This is a genomic window from Roseibium sp. ROS1, from assembly GCF_054658215.1.
Map to the genome: position 1 here is coordinate 1 of NZ_BAAGIG010000010.1, position 14963 is coordinate 14963.

The following is a 14963-nucleotide window of genomic DNA, read 5'->3' on the forward strand; positions in this document are numbered from 1 at the left end:
AGCAACTGGTTCATTCGGTACCAAGCGCCCTCACCTTCAAACCAAATTCCGTTGATGCTCGACAAGGTGTCGACGCCATATTCAGCACTAATCGCGGAATAGGTGCCGTCCGTGTTCCATAGGAAGACGTAGTCGGTTGAGGCTCCCTTGAAACGTGCCTGATCGTAGTCTTCGCCGCCGAGCAGAATGTCGTTGCCACGGCTGTTGTAAATCCAGTCACCACCAGCGCCACCCCGGATGACATCGTCCCCATCAGTTCCGAACAACGTGTCATTTCCTGATGTGCCGGATACAAAATTAACAATATTGCCAGGTGATTGAGACTGCACAACCAGGTCAAACACGTCATCAACGGATGTGGTTCCGTCGGAGGCCGTCACCTTAAGCGACATAGTACCAACAGCATTTTGGGGAGGCGTACCAGAGAAGGTTCGAGTCGACGCTTCAAAGCTCAGCCAGGAAGGCAGCGCCGAACCGTCGCCAAGCGTTGCACTGTATGTGAGTGGGTCGCCATCGGCATCGGAGAAGGCATCTGATGAAACGGTGAAGCTCCAAGCCTCGGTTTCAGTGACAACCTGATCCGCAATTAAGTTGGCAACAACCGGGATATCATTGACTGGATTGACCACCAGGTCGAAGAATTCCTCGGTTGTGTCTGTCCCGTCGAAGCCGACAAGCTTCAGAGACAATGTGCCGTTGAAATCCTGAGGTGGAGTGCCGGCAAAATGTCCGTTGCTCGGATCGAAATTCAGCCAGGAAGGCAGAGGAGACCCATCGGCCATTGCAGCGGTCACGACAATGGTATCGCCATCCGCATCAGTGAACGGGAAGACGGGAATTGTGTATTGCCAGGCTTCATCCTCGTCCGTCGCATGATCCGGGATGTCAAATGCGACAACCGGGGCGTCGTTTACCGCATTAATGACGAGATCAAAAACATCTTCTGCCGATGCCGTGCCGTCAGTAGCAACAACTTTCAGCGACAGAGTGCCGTTGAAATCCTGTGGTGGGGTGCCCGAGAAGGTTCGCGTCGCTGCGTCGAAGCTCAGCCACGTGGGTAGAACCGAGCCGTCGCCAAGTGTCGCACTGTAGTTGAGCGCATCGCCGTCTACGTCTGAGAATGCGTCCGCCGGTACCGTGAAGCTCCAGGCCGTGTCTTCGTCCGAAGGCTGATCCGCAATCGCGCTTGCCACAACCGGGCCGTCATTAATTGGATTGATTATTAGATCAAAGACATCTTCTGCCGACGCCGTGCCGTCTGAGGCAACAACCTTTAGCGATAGCGTGCCATTGAAATCCTGTGGTGGCGTCCCAGAGAAGGTCTGGGTTGTCGCGTCGAAGCTCAGCCATGACGGAAGTGCCGAATTGTCGCCAAGTGCTGCGGTGTAGCTGAGCGCATCGCCATCGGCGTCGGAGAACGTGTTATCCGGCACCTTGAAAGACCAGACCGTGTCTTCATCCGAAGACTGATCCGCAATCGCATCGGCGACACTAGGTGCGGAATTAGCTGCATTCACCACCAGATCGAATACATCATCCGCTGACGCATTGCCGTCAGAAGCTACAACCTTCAACGACAGCGTTCCGCTGAAATCCTGTGGCGGTATGCCGGAGAAGGTCCGGGTTGCTGCATCGAAGCTCAACCAGGCAGGCAAGGCGGAACCGTCCAGGAGCACCGCGCTGTAGGTCAGGGCATCGCCGTCGACATCGGTGAATGCGTTCGCCGCTACCGTGTATGTCCACGTGCTGCCTTGCGGCGTTGACTGGTCTTCAAGCGCCAGGGAAATGACCGGAGCATCGTTTTGCGGTGTGACCACTAGATTGAATGTTGTTTCGGCTTGCGCGCTGCCGTCAGAGGCTGAGACTTTCAGCGATAGCGTGCCGTTGAAGTCCTGCGGCGGCGTACCGGAGAATGTCCTTGATGCCGCGTCGAAGCTTAACCACGTGGGTAGGTCAGCGCCATCGGAGAGCGTGGCGCTGTAATTAAGAGTGTCGCCATCCGCATCATGGAACGTTGCATTTGGCACGGTCAATAGGACCGAACTGTCCTCGTTGATCGTATGAGCGCCTATCGGTGTGACAACAATAGGTGCATCGTTTTCATCAGCCTTAACCTCGACAACCACCGTCGCCGTTGCAGTTCCGCCGCGACCGTCAACGATCGTGTAGTCAAACGACGCCATACCAACGAAATCTGCAGCCGGAACGAAGCGGATTTTGCCGTCCGCATCCAGTTCTACAACGCCGTTCTGCGCGTTGCCGACCGACTGGATATCGATAGCATCGCCGTCGAGGTCGGTGTCATTTGCAAGCAGCTCTGTTGGCAACAGAATCAGCGAGGTGCCTTGAAGGACAGTCTGCCCGCCGTCATCTGCCGCTATCGGTGTCGTATTGGCGTAGGAGCCGATCCGAACAGTGACTGTCGCCTCTGCGGAATAAAGCCCGTCACTGACAACATAGCTGAACGTAACATCGCCGGTTCCAAACCCGACTTCATTAACGAGCCGGATGCCTCCAAACTCGTCAAACGCCACTGTGCCCTGGGAAGCCGAACCGAACGACTGGATGAAGAGAAGATCCCCGTCCGTGTCCGCGTCATTAATCAGGAGGCTCTGCGCATCGATTGACAGCCATTGAGCACCGGGAGAGCGATAAAGGATGTCGTTCATGCCGATAGGCGCCGTCAGGGGCGTGCCATCTGACAGACGGAGCAAAGCCTCGTAGTTCCATACAGTCCCATCTTCGAAGGACACAAGGTCGACGCCTGCCGTTCCCGAAACAAGTCGGTCTTCAAGTGTAATCTGGTCGCCGCCTGCGAGCTTCAAGACAAGATCGTTGCCGTCAGTCGACCGTTCAACCGTCACATCAGTCGTCCGGATCCCTCCCGTCAGATACAACGTATCGTATTCTTCGAGATCGGTTCCCTGGTCGTTGATAATGTCTGCGCCGTCCCCGACGCTGAACCGGTAGGAGTCCACCCCGGTTCCCCCGGTCAAAACATCGTCGCCCAAGCCACCTACCAGAATGTCATCGCCTTCACCACCGGAGAGTGTGTCATTGCCCGAACCGCCTTGCAGCAGGTCATTGCCCTTGCCGCCGTCTATTGTGTCCTGTCCGCCTAGGCCGTTCAGTACGTCATCAGCGCCACTGCCAAGAACTTGATCATCGGCCTCGGTCAGAGCTTCCACAGTTTCAAGAATCTGAGCGCGGTTCAGTACCGTCCCGTCGGAGAATTCAATTTCTTCCAGACCCTGAGTGGCATCTACAAACTGATCACGAACTGTGATGCTACCTTCACCAGTGCCGATGCTGATCAAGAGATCTTCATCTCCGTTCACCCTGGAGAAGGTGACATCGCTCAACAGGATGTTTGGTCCAAGGATCAGTCGATCTACGGCATCAGCTGAGCTGGTTCCTTCATCAATAACATCGTCACCGAAATTCCTGGAGATAAGGTAAGTATCGGCCGCAGACGAGCCGTAAATCGTCTCGTTGGCATTCGGGTTTCCGGTTAGCGACGCCTGTGACTTGATGTTGTGGCGGCTCAGAAAACTGCCATCGTCGAAGACAATGGCCTCAAGTCCTTCGTATTTATCGAAAGTCGTCCGTTCGCCGTTGTGGGTCTTGGAGTAGGTTCCATATTCGAACTGATCGTCGACTTGAATGTGTTCGTTCGTACCTGAGAAAAACACGTAGAGGTCGTCGCCATTCCGTCCTAACGTTACTTCACTTCGCGTGAAGCCCTCGAGCCGCAAGATATCCGTTTCGAACACAGAGCTGCCGCTGTCATGAATCCTGTCGGTGCCATCACCGCGCCGATAGATGATCGTGTCGCTCCCGGAAGAGGATTGAATAAAGTCGTCTCCTTGCCCGCCGGTGATTACCTCATCAGCAGAGGTGCCAGAAATCGTCTCCGCGGCGGATGTTCCATCAATGATCGTGCCCCCGTCTTCGAAAAGACCGTTTTCAAGCTGGTGCCGCGTGATCAATTCGCTGTGGTAGATCTTCTCACCATCGTCGAACGTGAACACCCATGTGTGCGAGATATGCGCACTGTCGTCCATGTTGAAAGACAGAACATCATCAGTGCCGTCAATACGCGCCTGCCAGGTGTTCGACGGATCGTCGAAGGTGAAGGTCATGTCCTCAAAGGCGAGACCATCCTTAAAATGGACTGTTGTGACGTTTGGGACATTCCAGATATTCCGGTTGACGGCGTGGACAGTATCGCTGCCATAACCCATTCCGAACACGTAGGTGTCGTCACCACCGTATCCTTCAAGCGTATCATCGCCGGCACCACCATCCAGGATGTCGTTCTCGTATTCCAGACCAGTCAGGTGATCATCACCCGATTTGCCTTCCAGCATCAGATCGACAATGTTTTGGTAGGTCAGGACTTCACCGTCGCCGAACACGATCTCGTCAATTGGCTTTTCGTAAAAGCCCTTGGTGCTGAGAGTGAAGAAGGAGTTCAGGCGGACGATTTCACCGGTCGGTAGAATTTCAATGTCGAGGCTAAGCCAGCTTGCGCGGACGAATTTCACGTCGTCGAAATTGATGCCATTACCGAATGACAACCGGTCGAAACTGAGTGCCTCGTTGTCATCGCGAATGCTGTCGTTGCCGTCGCCAAGCTCGTAAACAAAGGTGTCGTCACCGGCACCTCCTTCCAGTGTGTCGTCACCTGCCCCACCGTCAAAGACGGTGTCGCCAAACGCGGCGCGAAGTGTGTCCGCACCTGACGTCCCGAGCACGAGGCCGCCACCGTTCCCACCGGCCACAAATGGTACCAGCTGGTTGAGCAGATAGACGGAGCCATCCTGAAATTTGTAACCGCTGATGCCTTCAACGGAGGAGCCAGTCTTGAACTGGTTCACTACCACGAAACCAGCGCTACCATCGGCCAGCCCGATATACATCTCGTAAGGGTTTAGATCGATGCCGACTGGAATGGAGAGAAGATCGCCGCTGTCCAAATTGCCATAGATGACCAGATCGGCCGGCGTGATACCGTTGCCGAACTTGATGTAGTTGGTGTCATAGTTTCTGGAATCCGCCAGGATGGTGTCGATACCATCTCCCAACTCAAGGACATAGGTGTCGTCACCGCTGCCGCCATCGAGAATATCGGTGCCTTCACCGCCATGTAATTCGTCGTCGCCGTAAGACCCAGACAGCACGTCATTGCCTTTGCCGCCGGCAAGAATGTTGTCGAATCCGTCACCCAGCAACGTGTCCGCCTGATCGGTGGCAGTGGTGAAGCGAGCCAGGATGTCGTCATCGGTCCAGACCGTGCCGTCATCGAACTCGAACCGGGTAATGACGTTCTTGAGTTCGCCAAACGCACCGAACTGGTCCAAAACCGTGAGCGTCTCGCCGGTTGCGGTGATCGTGATCACGAGATCGGTGAGGTTGTCGTTGGATCCGGTTCGGGAGATCTCGATGTCGGTGGCTGTTAGACCGCCGATGAAGCGCACAATGTCGCCCACACTGTCAGAGGAATAGACCGGCACATCCGGGTCGATCGTGTCATTGCCGGAACCCGGCCCGAAGAGGAACGTGTCCTTGCCGAAAGACCCCTGCAGCAGATCATTGCCCGCGCCGCCGTCGAGAATATCGGGGCCGTGGGTGCCTAGTAATTCATCGTCACCATTGGTGCCGGTGATTGTGCCGCCAGGATTGTCGTCGTAGATCGAGACATTGAACGTAACTGACGCAGACGCCCCGAGCGCGTCGGTTGCCGTTACCTTGACGGTGTAAACGCGCGTTCCCTCGTAAAGGTCTAGGAGGGAGGCTGGCGGATCCGCCTGGAAGGTCCTGGTTGCCGGATCGTAGCTCATCCAGTCTGGTAGGGACTCGCCATTTTCCAAAGAGAATGTCAGAGCATGACCGGCATTGTCGGCGTCGTCGAACAGTGCTTCAGGCAGCACAACACTCATCGTGTCGTCTTCATGCAGGCTTTGATCAGCGATCGAGCCAATAGCAATGGGAGCGTCATTTAGCGGTGAGACCACCATGTAAAAGGACTGCTGAGCAGTTGCACCGTGGTTGTCGGTAGCAATCACCGTCAGCGCGATGATGCCGGTATCAGCGTCTTCCGGTGTTCCGGTGAAGGTTTGACCGTCGAAGGTGAGCCAATCGGGAAGCGGCTCGCCACCATAAAGGGTTGCGCTGTATGTGAGCTGATCACCCTGATCCTGATCGGAAAAGATGCCGTAATCCGGCGACCAGTTCAGCTGTTCGCCCTCGTTGGTCACATGGGCTTCCCAGGCACCGGTGACCGTCGGTGCGTCATTTGCATCGGTGACCGTCAGCAGGAAGTTGGTCGAAGCGGTGTTGCCCGCCAGATCCGTCGCCGTCACCTCGATGTTGAGGGCGCCGACTTCATCGTTGGCGGGCGTACCACTGAATGTTCCTGTCGCAGCATCAAAGTTTAACCAGTCCGGCAGTGCCGAGCCGCCGGCCAGCCTGGCTGAAACGGTCAGCGCGTCATTCTGCGTGGTGTCCGCAAAGACATCGGCAGGCAACGTGAAGGTGAAGGAGCTGTCTTCAACGGTGGTCAGGTCAGCCGGAGCGTTGGCGACAACCGGTGCGATACTATCCGGACCGGTCACAAAATGCAGTGGTACCGTCAGGACCGCTTCGCCGTCGGAGGCCAGAAGGTGGACGGTGGTGATGCCGGTAGCATTGGCCGGAACGTTTCCGGCAAAGGTCAGGGTCCCGGCGTCAAAGGACAACCATGCGGGCAGGTCCGACCCGTCTGCAAGCTTCGCAGAATAGACCAGCGGGTCCGCCTCCGGGTCGGAGATCTGCGCGGCGTCGAATACAAAATTGAGCGCTTGTCCCGCTGAAGCGGTAATAGGCGCTGGCGTTGCGACGAGTTCTGGCGTGGAATTGACGTTGTCGGTTACCAACTGGAAGGCAGATTCCGCTTGTTTGCCTGAACCGTCCGTTGCTACGATCACGATGTCGAGGGTGCCCACATCGGCATTGCTCGGCGTACCGGTGAAGTGCCCGTCTTCAAAACGCAGCCAAGCCGGCAATTCCGACCCATCCGCCAGATGCGCCGACAGCGAGAGTATGTCGCTTTCCGCATCGCTGAACATACCTGCAGGCAGATCAAGAACAAAGGCTGCGTCCTCGTCGATGTTCAGGTTGGAAAGGCTGCTATTGACCTGGGGAGCCGTGTCCATTGCCCGATCCAGGATGTCCGCGGCTAGCCAGATCGTGCCGTCGTCAAAGGCGATCGTGGTGAGTGTTCCAACCACAACCGTTACTGCGCCGCTAACGTCGAAATAGTCTTCAACGGTTAGCGTGTCCGCCGTTCCCCTAATGGTCAAGAGAAGATTTGAACCGCTCTCCGAAAGGACCACGTCGCCCGGCGTGACGCCGGCCTTCATAAGCAGGGTGTCCGCACCGGTATCCGCGACTGACGAACTGATGCGGTCCTGGCCGTCGCCGCGTCCGAATTCGACGACATCCGATCCAGTGCCCAGCCGGATGGTGTCATTGCCGGCACCGGCCGCAATCCAGTCGTTGTTGTCGGTACCGAAGACATAATCATCGGCCTCACTTTGAGACCCTTGAAGCACACGTTGCGCGATACCAGCCGTATCGATGACCTTCCCGTCGGCAAAAACAATGCGTTCTATGGCATTGGTCGAGAACTGACCGGTGACACGGACAGAAGCACCGGAAGCAAAGGAAAGCACCAGATCATCCGGTTGAGAAGGGTCGCGCCAAAACCGAATGTCCGCTTCGCTGATCCCGTCCAACACCATCAGTTGGTCCGTGCCTGCAGCACCAGCTTCAACGACGGTGTCGACACCAGCCCCGACGAGATAAGTGTCGCCGCCCTCCCCGCCGATCAGGGTGTTCTGCCCCGTGCCACCGGAAAGCGTTTCGCCGGAGGCGGTGCCGGTCACGGTATCGTCGCCCGCATTGCTCGCCGCCGACAAGACCTGGCTCCGGACAAAGTCTCCCGAAAGCACATCGCCGTTCGCGAATACGAGTTGTTCAATGCCCTGGCCATTGCCGAGCATCTGGTCGACCAGCGTGAGTTTGCTGCCATCTGCCAGCGTGACAACAACGTCGTCGTTCGCGGTACCGGACCTTTCGAAAACGATGTCCTGGGCGCGGATACCAGCGCCGAAGCTCAGGCTGTCGGTATTCCCGGACGTCGACGCGTCGTTGATCACGTCGGAGCCGTCGCCGAGATTATAGAGATATGTGTCGGAGTTTTTGCTGCCAATCAGCGTATCGTTGCCCTCACCGCCTTCCAGCGTGGTTGCAAAATTTCCTGAGGTATCGGTTGCCGAGGTTTCGATGACATCGTCGCCGGCCGTTGCCTGCTGGGTCACAAGCAGCTGGCGCAGCTGGCCGCGGCTAAGCGAGCCACCTGTCCCGAATTTGATGCTGTCGACACCCCACTGGTTCAGCGAGGTCAATTGATCGGGCAGAACAATCTCATCGTCGGCCCCGTCGAAGCGGATGCGGACAGTGTCGCCGTCCTGGACAAATTGGGCGTCGCCGAGATCATAACCGAGCACGAGCAGTTCGTGAGTTTCGGTGATGACGATCCCTTCCTTGGCCAGCACATGGTCCTGACCGTCGCCCTTCACGAAGACAAAGGTGTTCTTGGAGAAGTTGTCGTTTTCTACGAGAAGATCGTTGCCCTTACCGCCCGTGATGATAGCCTGCTGGCCGGCATTCGGAAGGTCGCGCGTGTCTTCATTGCCGTCGGTCGCACCGGTAAAGGTGGCAAGCACCTCACGAGCTGTCACTTTGGACCCGTCGGCAAACTGAAGGTGAAGATAGCCCTTGCCCAGATAGTCCTCGATCGTGATCTGGTCGAAAGTGCCGTTCAGGAAATCAATGACGAGATCCGCGCCGTCCAGGGAATAGGATACGAAGGCCGCGGAGATGCCCTGGTTGAGCACCAGCGTGTCGATCGTTGCAACGCTCTCTGACTGCGCGCGAACGGTATCCTGGCCGTCGCCGCGGGAGAAGTAATAGGTGTTGGCACCATCGCCGCCTTCCAGGACGTCGTTGCCGGTGCCGCCAGCCAGGTGGTCGTTGCCGTCACCACCCGTCAGTTGGTCGTCTCCGGCCCCGCCGGTGATGATGTCGTCACCGCCGCCACCGAAGGCAATGTCGTTGCCAGCGCCGCCTGCAAGTGTATCCGCACCTGCATTGCCGAAAAGGAGATCGTCGCCGCCGCCGCCGTTCAGCTTGTCGCTGCCGGCTCCGCCGATCAGAACGTCCGTTCCCTCACCGCCTTCAAGTGTGTCGTCGCCGGCACTTCCATTCAGGAGGTCCGCGCTCGCGCTGCCGGACAACGTTTCCCCGGCGCTTGTACCGACTGTCGAGACCTCTGCGTTTCCAGCGATCTGCACCAGTTTCGCAATCTCGGCCACGCCGATGACTTCACCATCTGCAAACTCATACCGAGTGACAAAATCGCTCTTGTCGGCCACGTCCAGGATCGACGGGTGATCCACGATGTCTAGCCTGTCATTCGAGCCAATGACCTGGAAGGTCAGCGTTCCCTTGTCGGTATCGTCCGGATTTGGGGTAAATGTGAGTTCGAAGTCGGCAAGCGTGTGCGCAGTGAAGACCACGGTCTCGTTGCCGCCATTGTCACCAATAGTGTTCCGGATTGCAAAATCGGTCAGGATTCGATCTCGGCCGAAGCCGGCATCGAAGACGTAACGGTTGTCGCCATAACCTCCGAAGAGCGTATCGTTGCCGGCACCACCGTTGAGCGTGTCGTCGCCGTCGAACTGGTCGGAATCGCCTCCGATGTAATCCTTCTCGTCATAGCCCTGCAGAATATCGTCGCCCTCGCCTCCGAAGAGCGTGTCGCTGCCGCCGCCACCATGAAGCGTGTCGTTGCCGTCTCCGCCTTCGATCAATTCGCTATAGGCGCTTCCGAAGACGGTGTCGGCGTCCGAGCTGATTTGGTTGTCCAGCGCCAGTTTGGCGAGATAGGCGGCATCCCAGATTGTGCCGTCTTCGAAGGCCATCATGTCGATGCCTGCGCCAGAGTCCCTCATCAGGTTATTGATATAGACCGTGCCGCCATCCGGTCCGGAAATGGTAATTTTCAGATCGTGCTTGTAGATGTTCAAGCCATCGACGGTCTCAATGAATTTGAATGCTTCAACAGCAATGTCAGACGGATTGATCCCGGCACCGAAGACCAGCCGGTCCACTCCGCTGCTGTCCGTGATGGTGTCGTCGCCACTACCGCGGGTCCAGAAATAGCTGTCATTGCCACTGCCACCGGCAAGAGTGTCGTTGCCAGCTGTCGCAGCTAATTCATCGTCGCTTTCGTCGAACCCGACAAGCGTGTCATTGCTCTCGGTGGTCTGCTGCGCCAGGAACACCTCCTTAAGGCGTTCGCGGTCCCAAACTTCGCCGTCGGCGAAGCGCATAGCATCGAACCCATCGGTGAAATTGCCCTCCGGGTCGAACTGGTTAGTCACTGTGATACTGTCACCAGCCTCGCCTATCACGATGGTGAGTGCGGTCGGATCGGAGGGAGACCGAACCAGCCGGATATCAGCAGCGGCAATACCGTTGCCAAAAATCAGTGTGTCGGTCTCTGTTCCGGCACCAAATCCGGTGTAGTCATTGACGGTTACAGTGTCTTGGCCGTCACCGAGGTTGAAATAGACATTGGATCCGTGATCGCCGGTAATAATCCGATCGTTGCCACGCCCGCCGGTGATTTCGTCGAAGCCCGAGCCGCTGTCGATGTAATCGTCGTTCGCACCGCCGAAGAGGCTATCGTTGCCCGCGCCACCGAATATCCGGTCGTTGCCTGTGCCGCCCAAGATGAAATCATTGCCAGCATCACCGAAAATTTGGTCGTTGCTACCTGCACCGACCAATGTGTCATCGCCGCCATTGCCCCTGATGATATCTTCTTTATCGCCTCCGTTTATGGAGTCGGCGTCTTCGCCGCCAGTCAACTCACTTGGATATTCGACAAGGTTGGGCAGGTCCGCCTCGTTGTCCGGTGTTTGTTCCGGGGAGATCAAAGTTTCAACTACCCAGGCATCACGGGCCGCCTGGTCGAGTTCAGACCAATTCTTGATTAAGACGGTATCGCCATCGCCGAAGGTGATCTGTCGGTCGGTGACACCTGCTTCATCTCCGGCAACGTCCGCATACGACAAGGTAGAGGTGTCGATATCGACGAATTTCAGGATGTTGCCCGACGTGGAAGCGTCGTAGATGACATTGGTGCCGTCGCCACGGGCGAAGATATAAGTGTCGACTCCTTCACCGCCACTTAGTGTATCGTTGCCACGCCCACCGTTGAACTGATCGTTGCCGTCAGTGCCGCTTAACGTGTTGTCGGCGGAATTGCCGTTGCGGTGGAGGGGGATGTTTTCGGCGTCTGAAGAGTGCTCGTTAGATCCATCTGGACCGTTACTGGGAGTTGCCGCAGGGCTGGAGTTATTCTCGGGGAGCTCATCGAGGGGATTCGATGCCGGTGGGATAAGTCCAAGGCTCGCGAGGGTTGCCTTTATCTGAGGGTGGTCGCTTGGAGCCGTTGCACGGTCATATTCACCGTTTCGGTTAGTTCCACTGTCATATCCATTTTCCCAACCGTCAGCACGTAGCGTTACACCAAAGTCACCTTGACGCCAATTTTCTACAACGATCGTTTGAGGCGCGGAGAAACCATCTCCATTGAATAGTATTTCCAGGGTGTAAACACTGCTGTCATTGACTTCATAAGTGCGAACCCCTGTTTCCCTTTCGTAAATCCGATAGATTTCGCCATGTGCGCCGATGATTTCCTGGGAATAGGCATTGACCCAGTTGGTATCCCAGCGCATCGCCTCTTCCATGGCGACGGATCCGAAAAACAGCGACAAACCGATGCCGAAGCCAAATCCTGTCCCAGGCGACCCCAAGGCTGTCCCGGGATTAATTAGATCGCCTGCAACTCCAAAGACATAGCCGACATTTTCGATCTTGGCGTCGAGCCAGTCCGAAGTCAGCAAAATTGGATTATACTGATCGCCACTCAAAATAGGCGTGTAAGGAAGGAAATTCCCAGTGTGCTTTTCGTAACGGTTGAAGTCAAACGCGGCGCCGCCGACAATCTGTTTGCCGTTAAACGAAAGCACTCCATTCGAGGTGATACTTTGACTCAGATTGAGATTACCAATGATTGTTTGCGTTTGCTTACTTGTGGCGTTTTCGAGATCAAAATCAAACTGTGTGATTGTCGCCTTCTCACCATGTGGAGGTGACTGATCGCCAATCAGAACTTTGTTGTTGCCTAGCCCCAATGCGAAGAGCTGACCTCCACCGAGGGTGGCCGTCTCGACAATGTCTGCTTTGGACGTTCCAATGATCTGTTCAACGTTGAGGACTTCGACATTCGCACCATTGGCGGTTATCGCACCAGACTGGGCAGATGTGATCGTCACGCCCGACGCAATGCCGGAGAAATCCAAAATATCTCCCTGATCTAGTTGGCCACCCGCGTCGACTACGACTTTGACATTAGGATTAGCGCCATCGAAATCGTCGAAAACGACCCTGTCTTGGTGGCCTGTCAGTTGAATTTTCTCTATAGACTTTAATATCTTGGAAAATTGATCATCGTTTAGGCCGTCAACTTGTATCTTACGTTCGGCAAAGTCTGGGAAACCGTATCCAAGATCGAATGTGACCTTCAGTCCCGTTCCAATTTTGCTGAAGTCGACCGTATCAAAACCGAGATCGGACCTGGCGCCGGCAAGACCGTCAAGACCCAACAGATCTCCGCCGACAATTGTGCTGAGGTTGTAGTTGTCTGCTATGATAAAAGTATCGTCGTGTGCGGAACCATTGACTTCTTCTATTGAAATAAAAGAGTCGCCTTTTGCCTCTCCAGACGAGTTTTGAGCATCGGTGAAATCAACCGTGACACCCGTCGCTGCAAACCAGTAGCCTGCTGTGTCCCAACCGTTCCCACCGTCGAGTTTGTCTGCTCCTGTGCCGCCAAAAAGTATGTCATCGCCGACTTCTCCATATAGGAAATCGTCATTGGCGTCGCCGAGTAATATGTCGTTGTCGAAGCCCCCAAAAAGGGAGTCGTCTCCAACACCACCTGACAGAACGTCGTTTCCTTCTTCGCCGTAAAGTTCGTCTCCAGTTCCCTCGCCGTCGCTTGAACTGGGATCATCGTTCGCCGAGCTTGTAACGGCAAATCGTTTGATGTCGCCCTCAAACTCTGCAACACCTTCGCCAAAGAGCGCGTCTTGGCCCTTGCCGCCAAATGCCAGATCTTGGCCTGCACCACCATAGATCTTGTCTCCAAATAGCTCGTTATCTTCGTCACCACCGTAGAGAAGGTCGTTACCTTGGCCGCCGTAAAGTGAGTCGGAATTTCCACCTCCGTCTAGAAGATCGTTGCCACCTCGGCCAAGAATTCGATCGATACCGTCGTCCGCACTCGTCTCAGACGCATCTCCATACAAGAAGTCATCTCCGTCAAGAGAACCTATTATGTAATCGTCACCTCCCGCGCCTACTGCATAAATTCGATCTGCTTCCCTGCCTTCTAATCGGATGTCGTTTTGAGATGTTCCAAGAATTACTTGAACACCCCCTTCATCGCTCGGCTTTTCATCGCCGATGCCGATGTGATCCGGAGACACTTGTAAGAAATGAGTTTCGCCGTTACCGCCAGGAAGCCTTAAACCTACCAGTGCTTTCTTATTAATAATGTCGAAATTACCGTCTTGTGTCGCATCAATATGAACGATTACTTCGCTATTTAAAGCAGTTTCTCCGTTCGAGTCTAAAGCGCTCCAAGATTCAACAACATGAACGTCTACATTAAGTCCCTCTGAAATTTTCTCAAGAAAATTTCCTTCAAAAACAACGTATGTCTGCTCTATGTCGTTGTAATTATAAATCTGGATTTCCATTCCCTCCGCAGGATCTGGTAATTCCGAATGAGTTTGAGAGTAAATAAAAAATTCTCTGATTGCGGAGGCTTCATCCAATTGACCAAAACCGTCAGGGTATTTAACACCAGAAATTATTTCTCCGCCTGCAACAAGAGTTATTTCTTTATCTACAGTTCCTCGAATACGTTCCCATGTCTGATAAGATATGTCGCTGAGGAACTTGTCGTAAAACATCGCAAATCCTACAGCAGCTGCACCAGCCGTGAGTAATTCCACGGCGGCACCAGCTAATGCAACAGATGCCCCAAGTCTCTGAATGGCATTAACAAACGCTAAATCGACAATAAAATTAAGCGCTTGTTTGAGAGCTTCAGTCGTGACGCCCTCAACAGTGTCTTCGTCAAATTTAAGTGTTGCCTCTGTGCCATCCTCATTAAATGCGATGGTTATTGTTTCTGCTGTTGTTCCCGGTCCCATTAAGACGCTGAATAGCTTTATTGTAAAAGTTTTTCCGGCTTTGTTCGACATGGCGGCAAAAATACCGTCAACTAAGTTCGTTATGTAGTCGATTGCTTCGAACTTGAAAGATTCGCTCTCATAAGGGCGCCCTCCCGAGTAATAAATTGCTTCGGTCATTACTAATTACCTTGTTTTTGGGGAGATAACACAGCCGTGAGTATTTTTAGTTCAGATATGATTTTCTTAAGAACGGCAAATTTTTGTTGAAATTGATAAATAAAAATAAGGAGTGTAAATTGTTAATTGCATAATTTATATTAATCTTACGTACGGTAATTAATAAAATAGCTGTACTTAACATTGAATTTGTATTTCCACACGTATTAAGAGCGCTTCGTCGCAAAGTGCGTTCATGTGTTGTAAATTGCACCCAGAGGTATAGGTTGTAAACCGTTTTTTCCGATTGGTCGGTCAAATAATGGGCGATTAAAATGGTTGCACGGTTCTTGACCCAACGGCATAACGGCAGTCGAGTCGCATAAATCGAAATCGGTAAATTGGTAGTTTTATCAGCTATCT

At 54.4% G+C, this 14963-nt stretch carries 1 protein-coding gene; it reads right to left on the reverse strand.

What is annotated here, in order from left to right; genetic code table 11:
* Positions 1-14561: putative Ig domain-containing protein (locus ACYQ6M_RS29550; protein ID WP_460077456.1), on the reverse strand; the 14561-nt coding region annotated here is incomplete at its 3' end.
* Positions 14562-14963 lie beyond the last annotated feature (402 nt).